We start from the raw sequence: 14,721 nt of genomic DNA, 5'->3' as shown, positions 1-14,721 counted from the left end.
AATATTTACCTTATAAAGGTACGAAAAATGAATAAAAGTCATGTTGGCAGCCATGGTCTGAACACGAAACCGTCTGCAATATACGATATTGTGCCATTGATAAAACTTTAGGCTTTAGTCTCCACGACGCGACTGGCGTGGCTTTTAGCTACCACAAGCTTTGAACCTGCGCTTTAAGATATCATGTCGAGAATTTCTAAAATGTCATCAATAAATCTGTGTCTTTTAAAACGATTTACATCTTAGCAATTTACTCGATCCCCCTGTGATATTTGTTGGAAGAATTTAATGTTTTAAAAGTGCTGCGGCAATCATTTCTTCAGACGTATTTTTTGCTCGGAAACTGAAATCTTTGACCTGAAACGAGTGTAGTAATATAGGCACTAACATGCATTGCCTTGTATGCTAATAGCATCGCACCGCCAGTGCTCCTTAATATATCCACCTAATCTTTACTCAGACTGGCCATACAACGGCCATAGTGGCAATCATTTATTTGCTGTTGTTATTTACTAAATTATTCCGTGCACTATGAATGTTTCGAAATTGAAACAGGTCCATAAAAGCTCTAGATTGAGTTGTTTTAGCTAATTTTTAACCAATTAGATGTTTAAATAAAAAATGAAAAAGCAGGATCGGATATATGCATTTAAATAAAAGAGCATTAATGGATCGCATTTTGGCTGTGCTGCTACCAACAATGGTAATGGTTAGTCCCGTGTCGGCTAACACTGGCCTAGAGAACATTAATCAACAACAGCTTAACCAACTTGCCGACACGCTAGATGTGAAATACCGTCTACTGAGTAATATGCCGGAGCAATGCCCCGGGTCAAATGCAGAATTTTGCTACCACGCACAAATTGAAATAACGAGTCCCTTTACAGCGAATGTGGATGGCTGGAAAATTCTGTATAGCCAAGTTTATCCAGCGACTCAAAGCAGAAGTAAGCAACTGACCTTAAGCCACTTTAATGGAGACCTTAATCACATTGCACCCAGTAGTGACTTTACTGGGTTTAAAGCAGGTAAAAGTCAAGTGATTGAATTTTGGGTTGCCAGCTCACTATTGAATGAAGGTGAGTTGATGCCAAATTATATTCTAACTGCTCAAGGGCTGGCGCCAAAAGTCATCAAGAGTACGCAGTCGTACATTGAGCCAGATACGGGTTTAGAGATAAAGCCCTATGCAGCTGTTAGCGCAAAGAGCAGTGTTATGCAATCTCACCCTGATGATCATTATGCAAAGTATACCTCAGCCGCTCTGTTTGATAAGTATGATATTGAGGGGTATACGCTCGATTCTGTACAGCACGCTATTGTTCCTACCCCAGAAGCGATGGAAGTGTTTAAAAGAGATACACCGCTGAGTCTGAGCAAAGGGATTAAGTTACATTTAACCGGGTTAGAGTATGGCGATATTGCAGCGGCTTTACAGCGGTTAGATTCGTTAGGTGTAAAACAAACTCACAATGGCATTGCTGTTAACATCACCGTAAGTGGAAAACCACAGGGTCATGCTGGTGCTTACCAGCTGAGTACCCGAAAAGGTAAAATACAGATTAATGCACAGGACAGTGCGGGCGCATTTTATGGATTACAGTCAGTTGCAAGCCTTTTGTCGCTGGATACAATGCAAGTCGCAGCTGTCAAGGTAGAGGATAAACCCCGATATGATTATCGTGGTTTGCACTTGGATGTTGCGCGTAATTTCCGGTCAAAAGAGTTTGTTTTGAGGCTGCTCAGTAAAATGTCTGCATACAAGCTCAACAAATTACACTTTCATTTGGCTGATGATGAAGGTTGGCGCATAGAAATTCCTGATCTACCTGAGTTGACAGCGCTATCATCACATAGATGCGTTGATTTAGATGATAAACACTGTTTACAGCCACAGTTAGGTTCGGCCATTAATACAGGAAGAGATGGCTACTATTCTGTAGCTGATTACCAAGAGATTTTGAATTTTGCCAAGCAACACCACATCGAAATCATCCCCTCTTTGGATATGCCTGGCCATTCGCGCGCAGCGGTAAAGGCAATGGAAAAACGTTTTTATACACTGACGAAAGAAGGTGAACATGATGCTGCTCGTCAGTATTTAGTTAGTGATCCACAGGACGCCACAGAGTATCGCTCAATACAACATTATAATGACAACACGTTAAATGTGTGTATGGAGTCGACTTATGCGTTTGTTGATAAGGTGATTACGGAAGTTGCGGCTCAGCACAAAAAGGCAGGATCTCCACTCAATATCTATCATATTGGCGCAGATGAAACGGCCGGTGCATGGGTTGAATCTCCAGCCTGTAAACGGTTTATTGCGGACAAATCTAACGATGTACATGATGTAGAAGAACTTACTGGTTACTTTATTGAGCGTGTTGCAGCAATGATTGCTGAAAAAGGCATTGAAGTGGCAGGGTGGAATGATGGTCTATCGGAAACAAGACAAGACAAAATGCCACATAAGGTCGCCTCATATGTCTGGGCGACACTTCCACAAAATGCCCACAAAGTCGTGAGCGCTCATGCCAGGCGTGGTTGGGACATTATACTGGCAACACCTGATGTGACCTATTTGGATTTTCCATACGAATTAGATCCAAAAGAAAGCGGTTACAAATGGGGAGCAAGAAGAACTAATAGCCAAACAATTTTTGAGTTTATGCCAGATAATCTACCAGCCAATGCGGAAGTTAAAAAAGACACCATTGGCAGGCACTACGTCGCGGATGATCGTACACAAGTTGACAAGCATGGCAAGTTTACGCATCAGCCTCTCCCTGAAGGCTTTAGAGTAGCGGGTATTCAAGGTCATCTTTGGTCAGAAGTTATCCGCAAAGATCATCTGGCGGAGTATATGTTGTTTCCCCGCTTATTGGCATTGGCAGAAAAAGCATGGCACCGAGCCAAGTGGGAAGTGCCATACAATTATGCAGGTGAGAAGTATGATCACACGACCAGTTTCCTAACTGCGCAAATGCGAGAGCAACGAGAGCAACAGTGGCAAGATTTCATTCATGCTGTCGGACATAAAGAGTTGGAGAAATTTGACCGGCTAGGCGTATTTTATCGTATCCCAAATGTTGTCAGCAAAGTGATCAATGGTCGGCTACATGCCTCAACGATTATTCCTGGATTACCCATTCAATATCGTTTGAATGACGGTAAGTGGCAAGAGTACCTTGAACCATTGCAATTAACTTCGGGTACTGTAGTGAAATTGAGAGCGCTGTCCCCTGACAGACGACGGCCAGGTAGAATAGAAGTGGCCGATTTGACTGGGAAAGCGCGCCTATAAAATAACTGAGAGGTAACAACTACTCTGTTACCTCATCGCTTTATGCAATAGCCGTAGAAGTTTGTCTGGGTAGCCAAACATGAAATACAGCCAAGTTTTAGGCGTTAAAACGCTCTTTGTGAATGCTTGTTGGATAAATCAAACTAGATTTGATTTATCCAACAGAAGGCAATTTGACCCATTGCTAGGATTATCCGCCTCACCTGAACTTTATTATCGACAGAACACTGTTATCGCGTTTGTTGATTTGGTTTTTAGTCCACGTAATTGCAACACGCACTTAACTAAGGTGTTTTTGAGATGAAGTTGGATGCACTATACCCTCAAGATGATCATTTTACCTATCGATCCGGTAGGTTAGAAAAAAGCATTGCAAGGTGCGCGGGCATCACCGAAGTAACGTGTGTGTGTGCGATAAAAAATATGACAGAGCTGCACGGTACTTTAAGGCTATTGGAAATGCAGTTACTTAAACCTGTTGAGTTAGTGGTATGTCATTCTCCTGAGTTGTACATCGAAGCATATCAAAAGACCACATTTGATGTACGCCTGTTGCCAACCAGATTGACACTCAGCTTAGCAGAACGTACTTCAGAGCAGCTTGCATTGGCAGTTAATTGTGATTACGTGGTTATTTGGCCAGTGCTGAAAACTTGGGTATCGAAAGCATGGATACTCTCCCAGATTACCTATTTACGAGAGAAGCTATTGGATGCTGCTGTACTATCTCTTGATAAGGCTGAAGACTATTATTGCTCGCAGGATGAGGGGTTGTGTTGCACAAAAGAGTTCTTTTTAGCTAAACACCAAGCAAGTGATAAAAAGTTTGGCTTTCAAGTATCAAGCAGAAAGCAAATACTCAAAACAGACAGCTGACTTGGTGAGATAGCCTCATTGCTACTGGTTCAAGCCGGGAGCCTCACAGTAAGCGCTACCTCACAGAGATATATGTAAGTGTGTTTGTATTTCTATAGGTACAGGTTTGGTAGGACCTCAAGAAGTGGAATACACGTACAAAGCAGAGTATCGGTTTTCTATATAGTACTAATGTTATTTGTTTTTAAATCTATAAAAGCAATTAAATCAGTGGCTTGTGTTTTATAAATAGAAAATCAGAATACCTTCACTGTTTCATCATGGCGGACAATAGATGTAATACACACACTGCATGGTGAGCGACTTTAAACAAAAAAATGGAGATGGTATGGGCTCATTGAACACATTTAGTAAACTAGTGGCAGTCACCTTATTAACTTTATCCCATAGTAGCTTTGCAACGGTAGGAGAGGCTGCGTCTGAGGCAATAGGCTTTAGCTATCCAAATGGTGCCCGATATGCAATTTCATTGAGCTTCGATGATGCCCGAAGTAGCCAGGTGGATGTTGGCTTGCCCATACTCGATAAGCATGGTGTCAAAGGTACTTTTTATATCAACCCGCAATTTGCGAAGGAACGGTTGGCGGGTTGGAAAGCAGCTGTAAAGAATGGTCATGAATTAGGCAATCATACAAGCTCTCACCTCTGCACTGGCAACTTTGAATGGCTTAGGAAAGATAACTTAGGGTTAGAGCAAGTAGACTTGGCTTGGCTAAAGCGAGACATAGAGTCGACAACCCAATTTATGAAGCAGCAGCTGGAGGTCACGCCGAGATCGTTTGCTTACCCTTGTGGCAATACCTTTGTTGGCAGAGGGGTAGAGGTTCAAAGTTATGTGCCTTTAGTTGCTGAATTATTTAAAACAGGCAGAACTTGGCTAGACGAGACAGGTAATAACCCCACGTACACCGACTTTGCGCAGCTTGCTGGCAATCGCATGGATGGCATGAGTTTTAGTGAAATTAAAGAAATGCTCGACCTCTTGAAAGAAGAAAATAAGTGGATCATTTTGGCAGGCCATGACGTCGGTGAAAAAGGTCTGTATACGGTAGACAAGGAGGCTCTAAACGCACTAATTGTGTATTTGAAGGACCCAAAAAATGGCTATTGGCTTGCAACAGTAGACGAAGTGGCAACGTACATTGAAAAGCATAGATAAACTTTTTTCGGTTATTTTTTAAACTGTAACAAAGGTTTAAATTTTACACATTAGACTTGTTTTCCATTTCACCGCCCTCATATGTATATGGGTGGTGAAGGCAGACAGAGCAAATTGATAAATTAATTAAAAATTGAACTATCTTTGCCTGAACTTTGCTGTTACAATTCCCCGCCCTTGAAAGACGAAAGCTTCGTTTTTTGAGTGGAATTTAATCTAAATGCTTAGGTTTTATACAAAATCTAGGTAAATGTTAACTACACCGGAGCATAGACAATGATCCAAATGCAAACTCAGCTGGACGTTGCTGATAACAGCGGCGCTCGCAAAGTGCAGTGTATTAAAGTCCTTGGTGGTTCGCACCGTCGCTACGCGCGTGTTGGTGACATCATTAAAGTTTCTGTTAAAGAAGCTATTCCTCGCGGCAAAGTGAAGAAAGGTGATGTTAAAAACGCAGTAGTAGTGCGTACTAAGAAAGGCGTTCGTCGTCCAGACGGCTCTTTAATCCGTTTCGATAGCAATGCGGCTGTTATCTTAAATGATAGTCATCAGCCAATTGGTACTCGTATCTTCGGCCCTGTGACGCGTGAACTACGTAACGACAAGTTCATGAAAATCGTTTCACTAGCACCAGAAGTACTATAAGGAGTCGATCATGGCAGCAAAAATCCGTCGTGATGACGAAGTAATCGTACTAGCCGGTAAAGACAAAGGTAAGCGCGGTAAAGTGCTTTCAGTTGTAACTGAAACTGGTCGTGTATTTGTTGAAGGCGTAAATATCATCAAGAAACACCAGAAGCCTGTACCACAACTACAGCAAGCTGGCGGTATTGTTGAGAAAGAAGCGTCTGTCGACGTATCAAATGTAGCGATTTTCAATGCCGAAACTGGCAAAGCAGATCGTGTTGGTTTTAGATTTGAAGACGGTAAAAAAGTCCGTTTCTTCAAGTCTACTGGCAAAACTATTTAATAGTTGGAGTAGACGATGGCGAAACTGCATGAAGTGTACAAAGACAAAGTAGTAAAAGAACTTTTTGAAAAGTTCGGTTACAGCTCTGTCATGCAAGTCCCTCAGATCGAAAAGATCACACTTAACATGGGTGTGGGCGAAGCCCTAGCTGACAAGAAAATTCTAGAAAATGCAGTAGCAGATCTAGAAGCAATCTCTGGTCAGAAGCCTCTAGTGACTAAAGCACGCAAATCAGTTGCTGGCTTTAAGATCCGTGAAGGTTACCCAATTGGCTGTAAAGTAACCCTACGCGGCGAGCGTATGTGGGATTTCCTTGAGCGTTTAGTCTCAATCGCGATGCCACGTATTCGTGACTTCCGCGGTGTTAGCGCAAAGTCTTTTGACGGTCGCGGTAACTACTCTATGGGCGTACGTGAGCAAATCATCTTCCCAGAAATCGATTATGATAAAGTAGACCGCGTTCGCGGTATGGATATCACAATCACTACTTCTGCGAAAACAGATGATGAAGGCCGTGCGTTATTAGAAGCGTTCAACTTCCCATTCAAAAAGTAAGGGTAGGGTTATGGCAAAGAATTCAATGAAAGCGCGTGACGTAAAACGTGCTAAATTAGTTGCACAGTACGCAGAAAAGCGTGCTGCACTTAAAGCTATCATCAGCGATGTTAAAACATCTGATGATGAGCGTTGGGACGCGGTATTAAAGCTTCAGTCTTTACCGCGTGATTCTAGCCCTTCACGTCAACGTAATCGTTGTAACATTACGGGCCGCCCACATGGTTACCTTCGCAAGTTCGGCTTAAGCCGTATTAAAGTTCGCGAAGCAGCTATGCGCGGTGAAATTCCTGGCCTTAAAAAGGCTTCTTGGTAATAGAATCACGGGAGTAAGACATGAGCTTGCAAGATCCAATCGCGGATTTGTTTACACGCATCCGTAACGGTCAGTCTGCGAAGAAGGTATCAGTAACGATGCCAACTTCAAAGCTGAAAGTAGCTGTTGCTGACGTACTGAAAAACGAAGGTTTCATCACTGGTTATTCAGTATCTGGCGACGTAAAAGCAGAATTGACTATCGAACTTAAGTACTTCGAAGGCAAAGCTGTTATCGAAAGCATCCAGCGTGTTAGCCGCCCTGGTCTACGTATCTATAAGAAACGTGACGAATTACCTAAGGTAATGGGTGGTCTAGGTATCGCTATCGTATCAACTTCTAAAGGCCTGATGACAGACCGCGCTGCGCGTACCGCTGGTGTTGGTGGTGAAATCATTGGCTTTGTAGCTTAATCGGAGGGGAACTATGTCTCGTATTGCGAAGGCTCCTATTGCTGTTCCTGCCGGTGTTGAAGTTGCAATTAACGGCCAGGAAATCAAAGTTAAAGGTAAAAACGGTGAATTGACTCGCGTTCTTAACGACGCAGTTGAAGTTGTTCTTAACGACAACGTTATCACTACAGCTCCTCGTGAAGTAGCAAATGCTTGGGCTCAAGCTGGTACTGCACGCGCTCTGATCAACAACATGATCATCGGCGTTAACGAAGGTTTTGAAAAGAAACTACAACTAGTAGGTGTTGGTTACCGTGCTGCAGTTAAGGGTAAAGTATTAGACTTAACTCTTGGCTTCTCACACCCTGTGAACTTCGAGATCCCAGCGGGTATCACTATCGAAGCTCCAAGCCAAACTGAAATCGTTGTTAAAGGCGCAGACAAGCAGCTAGTTGGTCAAACTGCTGCTAACATCCGCTCATATCGTGAACCAGAGCCTTATAAAGGTAAAGGTGTACGTTACGCTGATGAGCACGTGCGTCGTAAAGAGGCTAAGAAGAAGTAAGGTAAGACGATGGATAAGAAAACAGCTCGTCTACGTCGTGCTAAGCGCACTCGTAGAAATATTATCGAACAAGGCACAACACGTCTTGTTATCCACCGCACGCCACGTCACATCTACGCTCAAATCGTAAACGTTGAGGGTAATGTACTGGCTGCTGCTTCTACTGTTGAAAAAGCAATTGCTGAAACAGTTAAAGGCACTGGCAACATCGAAGCTGCACAAGCAGTTGGTAAAGCAGTTGCTGAACGCGCGGCAGACAAAGGCATCGAAAAGCTTGCTTTTGACCGCAGTGGCTTTAAATATCACGGCCGTGTGAAGGCGCTTGCTGATGCAGCGCGTGAAGCCGGTCTGCAATTCTAGGAGTAGACAATGGCTAACGTAGAAGCAAAGCAACAACAGCCTGATTTGGCTGAAAAGCTAATCGCGGTAAACCGTGTGTCTAAAGTGGTTAAAGGTGGTCGTATCTTTAGCTTCACTGCACTAACTGTAGTTGGTGATGGCGCAGGTAAAGTAGGTTTTGGTTACGGTAAAGCACGTGAAGTTCCAGCTGCTATTCAAAAAGCAATGGAAAAAGCGCGTCGTAACATGGTAAATGTTGACCTTAACGGTCACACGCTACAGCACCCAATCAAGGGTCGCCACGCGGGTTCTAAAGTGTACATGCAGCCTGCATCTGAAGGTACAGGTATCATCGCCGGTGGTGCGATGCGTGCAGTACTAGAAGTTGCTGGTGTACAGAACGTACTTTCAAAAGCATACGGTTCTACTAACCCGATCAACATCGTTCGCGCAACAATTTCTGCTCTAGAGAACATGAATTCTCCAGAGAAGATCGCTGCGAAACGTGGTCTTAGCGTAGATGAAATCTTGGGGTAAGAAACCATGGCAAACACAGTTAAAGTAACACAAGTACGTAGCTCAATCGGTCGTTTACCGAAGCATAAAGCTACATTACGTGGCCTTGGTTTACGTCGTATCAACCATACTGTTGAGCTAGAAGATACGCCAGCAGTACGTGGTATGATCAACCAAGTTTCTTACATGGTTAAGGTTGAGGGCTAATTCGATGCAATTGAATACACTTTCTCCTGCTGCAGGTTCAAAAACTGCTGGTAAGCGTGTTGGTCGTGGTATCGGCTCTGGTCTAGGTAAGACTGGTGGTCGTGGTCACAAAGGTCAAAAGTCGCGTTCTGGCGGTAAAGTACGTGTTGGTTTTGAAGGCGGTCAAATGCCTATGCAACGCCGTCTACCAAAGTTTGGCTTCACTTCACGCAAATCATTAGTATCTGCTGAAGTAAACCTTTTCGAAATCGCGAAGGTTGAAGGCGACGTGGTAGAGCTAAGCACACTACAAGCAGCTGGTATCGTTAAGAAGAACATTCAGTTCGTTAAAGTTGTTAAATCTGGCGAAGTTTCACGCGCAGTAACTGTTAAAGGCATTAAAGTGTCTAAAGGTGCTCGCGAAGCTATCGAAGCTGCCGGAGGCAAGGTAGAAGACTAAGGAAGTACACTATGGCTAAACCAGGTCAAGATATGCAAAGCGCACAAAGTGGGCTTGCGGAGTTGAAGCGCCGATTACTATTTGTATTGGGTGCCATCATTATTTACCGTTTAGGTTCGTTCGTGCCTATCCCTGGGATTGACGCCGCTGTACTTGCCGAGTTCTTCGAGCAACAAAAGGGCACCATCTTTGCCATGTTTAACATGTTCAGTGGTGGTGCGCTTGAGCGTGCATCTGTACTAGCGCTGGGTATTATGCCTTATATCTCAGCCTCAATTATCATGCAGCTATTAACGCATATACATCCTGCGATGATAGAGCTGAAAAAAGAGGGTGAGCAAGGTCGTAAGAAAATCAGCCAGTACACGCGTTACGGCACGCTCGTGCTTGCTACAATACAGTCGATCGGTATCGCAACTAACCTGCCAAATATGATGCAAGGCTTAGTTGTGAATCCTGGTTTCGGTTTCTATTTCACAGCTGTTGTGAGTTTAGTGACTGGTACTATGTTCCTGATGTGGCTGGGCGAACAAATTACAGAGCGTGGTATCGGTAACGGTATCTCAGTACTGATATTTGTTGGTATTGTAGCTAACCTGCCGTCTGCAATCGGTTCGACAGCAGAAATGGCGCGCCAAGGCGATTTGAATGTCTTTATCTTAGCACTTATTGCGTTTATCGTTGTCGCGGTAACTTATATGGTAGTGTTCTTTGAGCGTGGTCAACGTCGTATCGTTGTTAACTATGCTAAACGCCAGCAAGGCCGTCAGGTTTTTGCAGCACAGAGCACGCATTTACCATTGAAAGTGAACATGGCAGGGGTTATTCCACCAATATTTGCTAGCAGCATCATTCTGTTCCCTGGTACAATTGCAAGCTGGTTCGGCCAAGGTGAAGGTCCACTTGCTGATGCACTACAAGCAGTGTCAGCTGTGTTGACCCCAGGTCAGCCTCTGTACGCAATGGTACTAGCCGCAGCGATTATTTTCTTCTGCTTCTTCTACACAGCGTTGGTGTTTAACCCGCGTGAGACAGCAGATAATTTGAAAAAATCTGGCGCATTTATTCCAGGTTATCGCCCAGGTGAGCAGACGTCTAAATACATTGATAAAGTGATGACACGCCTGACATTGGCAGGTGCAATGTACATTACCTTTATCTGTCTGGTGCCCGAGTTTATGACCATGGCATGGCAAACGCCATTCTACTTCGGCGGTACATCAATTTTGATTATCGTTGTTGTTATCATGGACTTTATGGCACAAGTACAGACTCATTTGATGTCTCATCAATATGATTCTGTGCTGAAAAAAGCAAACCTTAAAGGCTACGGCCGATAGGGTCTGTTACGGAGTTGAGTTATGAAAGTACGTGCTTCCGTTAAGAAAATTTGCCGTAACTGTAAAGTTATCAAGCGTGCTGGTGTAGTACGTGTGATCTGCAGTGAGCCTAAGCACAAGCAAAGGCAAGGCTAAGAAATCTAGTCGTGCAGGCTAAGTAAATTACTTAGCCTGTTTCATTGGTAAAACCTGAATGTCGGTTGGGTATCCTATACGGGCTTTCCAGCAAGATGATAATCAGGTTTATTTATAGGAGATATGTTAGTGGCCCGTATCGCAGGCATTAACGTTCCTGACCATAAGCATGCTGTTATCGGTTTAACAAGCATCTATGGTGTAGGTAAAACTCGCGCTAAGGCTATCTTAGCTGCGACAGGTATCGCTGAAACTACTAAAATCGGCGAGTTAAACGACGAAACTCTTGACATCCTTCGTGAAGAAGTTGGCAAGTACACTGTTGAAGGTGATCTTCGTCGTGAAGTAACACTAAACATCAAACGTCTTATGGACCTTGGTTGTTTCCGTGGCTTACGTCACCGTCGTTCGTTACCACTTCGTGGTCAACGTACTAAGACTAACGCGCGTACTCGTAAGGGTCCACGCAAGCCTATCAAGAAATAAGGTGGGGTAAGTTATGGCAAAAGCACCAATTCGTCGTAAAAAGGTCAAAAAGCAAGTTGTTGATGGTATGGCTCACGTTCATGCTTCTTTCAATAACACTATTGTGACCATCACTGACCGTCAAGGTAATGCTCTTTCTTGGGCGACTGCGGGTGGTTCAGGTTTCCGTGGTTCTCGTAAGTCTACTCCGTTCGCTGCACAGGTTGCTGCTGAGCGCGCAGGTACTGCTGCACAAGAGTACGGTCTTAAGAACCTAGAAGTATTCATTAAAGGTCCAGGTCCAGGCCGTGAGTCTGCTGTACGTGCATTGAATGCTGCTGGTTTCCGTATCACAAACATCACTGACGTGACGCCAATCCCACATAATGGTTGTCGTCCACCGAAGAAACGTCGCGTATAATTAATAGGTTAGGAGAAAGAACATGGCAAGATATTTGGGCCCTAAGCTCAAGCTGAGTCGTCGTGAAGGTACTGACCTGTTCCTTAAAAGCGGCGTAAGAGCAATTGACTCTAAGTGTAAACTAGAAACAGCACCTGGTCAGCACGGCGCACGTAAAGGTCGTCTATCTGACTACGGTTTACAGTTACGTGAAAAGCAAAAAGTACGTCGTATCTACGGTGTATTAGAAAAGCAATTCCGCAACTACTACAAAGAAGCTGCTCGCCTTAAAGGTAACACAGGTGAAAACTTGTTACAGCTTCTAGAGCAACGTCTAGACAATGTTGTATATCGCATGGGTTTTGCAAGCACACGTGCTGAAGCACGTCAGCTAGTAAGCCACAAAGCGATTATGGTTAATGGTCGTGTTGTGAATATTCCTTCTTTCGTTATTACTCCAGAAGATGTAGTAGTAATCCGTGAGAAGTCTAAAAAGCAAGCGCGTATCATCGCTGCTCTAGAGTTGGCTGAGCAACGCGAAAAGCCAACTTGGATTGAAGTTGACGGTAAGAAAATGGAAGGTACTTTCAAGCGCCTACCTGAGCGTTCTGATCTGTCTGCGGACATTAATGAACAACTAATCGTCGAACTTTACTCGAAGTAAAGTTAAGAGTTAAGAGAGGATAAAATGCAGGGTTCTGTAACCGAATTCCTAAAACCAAGATTAGTCGATATCGACGCTATCAACTCAACCCGTTCTAAAGTAGTTTTAGAGCCTCTAGAGCGTGGCTTTGGTCACACTTTAGGTAATGCTTTACGTCGTATTCTTCTTTCGTCTATGCCGGGTTGTGCAGTGACAGAAGTAGAGATCGACGGTGTATTACACGAGTACAGCGCGAAAGAAGGCGTACAAGAAGACATCATTGAAATCCTGTTAAACCTTAAAGGTCTAGCAGTTACTCTAGAAGGTAAAGATGAAGTTTTCCTTACCCTGACTAAGTCTGGTGTAGGCCCTGTGACTGCGGCTGACATCCAGCACGACGGCGATGTAACAATTGCTAATCCTGAGCACGTTATTTGTCATCTAACTGCTGACAATAGCGAAATCAGTATGCGTATCCGTGTTGAGCGTGGTCGTGGTTATGTTCCGGCGTCAAGTCGTTTATCCTCTGATGACGATGAGCGCCCAATTGGTCGTCTGTTGCTAGATGCATCATTCAGTCCAGTTGAGCGTATTGCGTACTCGGTTGAATCAGCCCGTGTTGAGCAGCGTACTGACTTAGATAAACTAATCATCGATATGGAAACTAATGGCACACTAGATCCTGAAGAAGCGATCCGTCGTGCATCTACAATCCTAGCTGAACAGCTAGAAGCGTTTGTAGACTTGCGTGATGTTTCTGAGCCAGAAGAAAAAGAAGAGAAGCCGGAGTTTGATCCGATTCTACTTCGTCCTGTTGATGATTTAGAGCTAACAGTACGTTCTGCAAACTGTCTGAAAGCCGAGCAAATTCAATATATCGGTGATCTGGTACAGCGTACTGAGGTTGAGCTTCTTAAGACGCCAAACCTTGGTAAGAAATCTCTAACAGAGATTAAAGACGTGCTAGCTTCTCGTGGTCTATCTCTAGGCATGCGCCTAGAAAATTGGCCGCCAGCAAGCCTAGCTGAATAATCAGATTACTATATTAGTTTAGTTAGAAGGATAGGGTCATGCGCCATCGTAAGAGTGGTCGTCAATTAAACCGTAACAGCAGCCATCGCAAAGCGATGTTCAGCAACATGGCTGGTTCTTTGGTGAAGCACGAAATCATCAAAACAACTTTGCCTAAAGCGAAAGAGTTGCGCCGTGTAATTGAGCCTTTAATCACACTGGCTAAGACTGACAGCGTAGCAAACCGTCGTTTAGCGTTTGCTCGCACGCGTGATAAAGAAGTAGTTGGTAAATTGTTCTCTGAGATCGGTCCTCGTTTTGCGGATCGTCCAGGTGGTTACACTCGTATTCTTAAGTGTGGCTTCCGTGCAGGTGACAATGCGCCAATGGCTTACATTGAACTACTAGATCGCCCAGTTGCGACTGAAGAAGTTCAAGAAGACGCGCAGTCTGCAGAGTAAGTCTTTATAAGACACAAAAAAGCCGAGCATTAGCTCGGCTTTTTTGTTTTTACGCTTTTTGAGCATACTTAAAAAGGACTTACTTTTCTTACAGCTTGTTTTTACATAGTTGCTCTTTCATTAATTCTCTTTCTAGTTAATACGAAATATAGACAACTATTGAGTAGCTGAGGATATACCTAGCCCTAAGGTGGAGGTAATTAAATAAGAAAAACTACTGATTTAGTATGTAAAATATGCAGAAATAGGCTTTTTGGTGTGATTTTTAATCGAAGTGTCACTTTTTCTAAGTTTTTTATAAAAAGTGCTTGATCCAAATTTGGATCTCCCTATAATGCGCACCCACTGACACGGCGGGACGCAAACAAAAACGTAAACCAAAGTGAAGGTCAAAGTTAAACGGAAAGCTTAATTAAGAAAAATTAAATTTTCTAGTTGACTTTAAAAGTGAAGCGGTTAATATGGCGCTCCACTTCGCAGCAACGCTGCGGTAACTAACCAAGCGTTAGTTACACTGTTCTTTAAAAATATGAAGCAATCATCTGTGTGGGCACTCGTACAGATTGAGTTCTAACAGCTCTTGATTCAGGAGCAAAAGAATTAGAGTCTCAATTTCTTATGAGTG

At 43.6% G+C, this 14,721-nt stretch carries 20 protein-coding genes; all 20 read left to right on the top strand.

Annotated features, from left to right (window positions below; genetic code table 11):
- The first annotated feature begins 643 nt into the window (after window positions 1–643).
- Complete coding sequence (locus tag QNM18_RS26420; RefSeq protein ID WP_284138860.1) at window positions 644–3,307, top strand: family 20 glycosylhydrolase; 2,664 nt, start codon at window positions 644–646, stop codon at window positions 3,305–3,307.
- Between the two features lie 300 nt (window positions 3,308–3,607).
- Window positions 3,608–4,183 carry a hypothetical protein gene (locus QNM18_RS26415; RefSeq protein WP_284138859.1) on the top strand — a complete coding sequence of 192 codons (576 nt, stop codon included), beginning with the start codon at window positions 3,608–3,610 and terminating at the stop codon, window positions 4,181–4,183.
- A gap of 328 nt (window positions 4,184–4,511) precedes the next feature.
- Window positions 4,512–5,342 (top strand): polysaccharide deacetylase family protein, encoded by an 831-nt coding sequence (locus QNM18_RS26410; protein WP_211013444.1) that lies wholly within the window; start codon window positions 4,512–4,514, stop codon window positions 5,340–5,342.
- Window positions 5,343–5,618: 276 nt separating this feature from the next.
- Entirely contained in the window at window positions 5,619–5,987 is a 369-nt protein-coding gene (gene rplN / locus QNM18_RS26405) for a 50S ribosomal protein L14 (protein ID WP_023401270.1), read from the top strand.
- A 10-nt stretch (window positions 5,988–5,997) separates the two neighbouring features.
- Window positions 5,998–6,312, top strand: a complete 315-nt coding sequence (gene rplX / locus QNM18_RS26400; RefSeq protein ID WP_023401269.1) for a 50S ribosomal protein L24 — start codon at window positions 5,998–6,000, stop codon at window positions 6,310–6,312.
- Window positions 6,313–6,327: 15 nt separating this feature from the next.
- Window positions 6,328–6,867 carry a 50S ribosomal protein L5 gene (gene rplE, locus QNM18_RS26395; protein WP_010386945.1) on the top strand — a complete coding sequence of 180 codons (540 nt, stop codon included), beginning with the start codon at window positions 6,328–6,330 and terminating at the stop codon, window positions 6,865–6,867.
- A 10-nt stretch (window positions 6,868–6,877) separates the two neighbouring features.
- Window positions 6,878–7,183, top strand: coding sequence for a 30S ribosomal protein S14 (gene rpsN, locus QNM18_RS26390; protein WP_023401268.1), 306 nt, complete (start codon window positions 6,878–6,880; stop codon window positions 7,181–7,183).
- A 20-nt stretch (window positions 7,184–7,203) separates the two neighbouring features.
- On the top strand, window positions 7,204–7,596 hold the full coding sequence (rpsH, locus tag QNM18_RS26385) for a 30S ribosomal protein S8 (protein ID WP_063355771.1): 393 nt from the start codon (window positions 7,204–7,206) through the stop codon (window positions 7,594–7,596).
- A 13-nt stretch (window positions 7,597–7,609) separates the two neighbouring features.
- On the top strand, window positions 7,610–8,140 hold the full coding sequence (rplF, locus tag QNM18_RS26380; protein WP_023401266.1) for a 50S ribosomal protein L6: 531 nt from the start codon (window positions 7,610–7,612) through the stop codon (window positions 8,138–8,140).
- Between the two features lie 9 nt (window positions 8,141–8,149).
- Window positions 8,150–8,500, top strand: coding sequence for a 50S ribosomal protein L18 (rplR, locus tag QNM18_RS26375; protein ID WP_063355770.1), 351 nt, complete (start codon window positions 8,150–8,152; stop codon window positions 8,498–8,500).
- A 9-nt stretch (window positions 8,501–8,509) separates the two neighbouring features.
- Window positions 8,510–9,016 carry a 30S ribosomal protein S5 gene (rpsE, locus tag QNM18_RS26370; protein ID WP_023401264.1) on the top strand — a complete coding sequence of 169 codons (507 nt, stop codon included), beginning with the start codon at window positions 8,510–8,512 and terminating at the stop codon, window positions 9,014–9,016.
- Between the two features lie 6 nt (window positions 9,017–9,022).
- Window positions 9,023–9,202 carry a 50S ribosomal protein L30 gene (rpmD, locus tag QNM18_RS26365; protein WP_010378276.1) on the top strand — a complete coding sequence of 60 codons (180 nt, stop codon included), beginning with the start codon at window positions 9,023–9,025 and terminating at the stop codon, window positions 9,200–9,202.
- A gap of 4 nt (window positions 9,203–9,206) precedes the next feature.
- On the top strand, window positions 9,207–9,641 hold the full coding sequence (gene rplO / locus QNM18_RS26360) for a 50S ribosomal protein L15 (RefSeq protein WP_039611416.1): 435 nt from the start codon (window positions 9,207–9,209) through the stop codon (window positions 9,639–9,641).
- A gap of 11 nt (window positions 9,642–9,652) precedes the next feature.
- Complete coding sequence (secY, locus tag QNM18_RS26355) at window positions 9,653–10,981, top strand: preprotein translocase subunit SecY (protein WP_023401262.1); 1,329 nt, start codon at window positions 9,653–9,655, stop codon at window positions 10,979–10,981.
- Window positions 10,982–11,002: 21 nt separating this feature from the next.
- Window positions 11,003–11,116: a 50S ribosomal protein L36 gene (gene rpmJ, locus QNM18_RS26350; protein WP_002959476.1), complete on the top strand. Its 114-nt coding sequence runs from the start codon at window positions 11,003–11,005 to the stop codon at window positions 11,114–11,116.
- Window positions 11,117–11,245: 129 nt separating this feature from the next.
- Entirely contained in the window at window positions 11,246–11,602 is a 357-nt protein-coding gene (rpsM, locus tag QNM18_RS26345) for a 30S ribosomal protein S13 (RefSeq protein WP_010378282.1), read from the top strand.
- A 13-nt stretch (window positions 11,603–11,615) separates the two neighbouring features.
- On the top strand, window positions 11,616–12,002 hold the full coding sequence (rpsK, locus tag QNM18_RS26340; RefSeq protein ID WP_010386935.1) for a 30S ribosomal protein S11: 387 nt from the start codon (window positions 11,616–11,618) through the stop codon (window positions 12,000–12,002).
- A 22-nt stretch (window positions 12,003–12,024) separates the two neighbouring features.
- A complete protein-coding gene (gene rpsD / locus QNM18_RS26335; protein ID WP_039611418.1) occupies window positions 12,025–12,645 on the top strand; it encodes a 30S ribosomal protein S4 in 621 nt (206 codons plus the stop codon).
- Window positions 12,646–12,669: 24 nt separating this feature from the next.
- Window positions 12,670–13,656 (top strand): DNA-directed RNA polymerase subunit alpha, encoded by a 987-nt coding sequence (locus QNM18_RS26330; RefSeq protein ID WP_063371527.1) that lies wholly within the window; start codon window positions 12,670–12,672, stop codon window positions 13,654–13,656.
- A gap of 38 nt (window positions 13,657–13,694) precedes the next feature.
- The gene (gene rplQ, locus QNM18_RS26325) at window positions 13,695–14,096 is read left to right on the top strand and encodes a 50S ribosomal protein L17 (protein ID WP_010386932.1); all 402 of its coding nucleotides are present in this window, start codon (window positions 13,695–13,697) and stop codon (window positions 14,094–14,096) included.
- Window positions 14,097–14,721 lie beyond the last annotated feature (625 nt).

It is taken from the genome of Pseudoalteromonas obscura (assembly GCF_030135505.1).
Lineage (GTDB): Bacteria > Pseudomonadota > Gammaproteobacteria > Enterobacterales > Alteromonadaceae > Pseudoalteromonas > Pseudoalteromonas obscura.
Note: the sequence above shows the minus strand (reverse complement) of the source record. Positions and strands in the feature narration are given on the sequence as shown.

Bases quoted from the DNA above. Each gene is read 5' to 3' on its own strand.
- QNM18_RS26420 (WP_284138860.1), top strand. From the start codon at position 644: ATGCATTTAAATAAAAGAGCATTAATGGATCGCATTTTGGCTGTGCTG.
- QNM18_RS26415 (WP_284138859.1), top strand. From the start codon at position 3,608: ATGAAGTTGGATGCACTATACCCTCAAGATGATCATTTTACCTATCGA.
- QNM18_RS26410 (WP_211013444.1), top strand. From the start codon at position 4,512: ATGGGCTCATTGAACACATTTAGTAAACTAGTGGCAGTCACCTTATTA.
- rplN (WP_023401270.1), top strand. From the start codon at position 5,619: ATGATCCAAATGCAAACTCAGCTGGACGTTGCTGATAACAGCGGCGCT.
- rplX (WP_023401269.1), top strand. From the start codon at position 5,998: ATGGCAGCAAAAATCCGTCGTGATGACGAAGTAATCGTACTAGCCGGT.
- rplE (WP_010386945.1), top strand. From the start codon at position 6,328: ATGGCGAAACTGCATGAAGTGTACAAAGACAAAGTAGTAAAAGAACTT.
- rpsN (WP_023401268.1), top strand. From the start codon at position 6,878: ATGGCAAAGAATTCAATGAAAGCGCGTGACGTAAAACGTGCTAAATTA.
- rpsH (WP_063355771.1), top strand. From the start codon at position 7,204: ATGAGCTTGCAAGATCCAATCGCGGATTTGTTTACACGCATCCGTAAC.
- rplF (WP_023401266.1), top strand. From the start codon at position 7,610: ATGTCTCGTATTGCGAAGGCTCCTATTGCTGTTCCTGCCGGTGTTGAA.
- rplR (WP_063355770.1), top strand. From the start codon at position 8,150: ATGGATAAGAAAACAGCTCGTCTACGTCGTGCTAAGCGCACTCGTAGA.
- rpsE (WP_023401264.1), top strand. From the start codon at position 8,510: ATGGCTAACGTAGAAGCAAAGCAACAACAGCCTGATTTGGCTGAAAAG.
- rpmD (WP_010378276.1), top strand. From the start codon at position 9,023: ATGGCAAACACAGTTAAAGTAACACAAGTACGTAGCTCAATCGGTCGT.
- rplO (WP_039611416.1), top strand. From the start codon at position 9,207: ATGCAATTGAATACACTTTCTCCTGCTGCAGGTTCAAAAACTGCTGGT.
- secY (WP_023401262.1), top strand. From the start codon at position 9,653: ATGGCTAAACCAGGTCAAGATATGCAAAGCGCACAAAGTGGGCTTGCG.
- rpmJ (WP_002959476.1), top strand. From the start codon at position 11,003: ATGAAAGTACGTGCTTCCGTTAAGAAAATTTGCCGTAACTGTAAAGTT.
- rpsK (WP_010386935.1), top strand. From the start codon at position 11,616: ATGGCAAAAGCACCAATTCGTCGTAAAAAGGTCAAAAAGCAAGTTGTT.
- rpsD (WP_039611418.1), top strand. From the start codon at position 12,025: ATGGCAAGATATTTGGGCCCTAAGCTCAAGCTGAGTCGTCGTGAAGGT.
- QNM18_RS26330 (WP_063371527.1), top strand. From the start codon at position 12,670: ATGCAGGGTTCTGTAACCGAATTCCTAAAACCAAGATTAGTCGATATC.
- rplQ (WP_010386932.1), top strand. From the start codon at position 13,695: ATGCGCCATCGTAAGAGTGGTCGTCAATTAAACCGTAACAGCAGCCAT.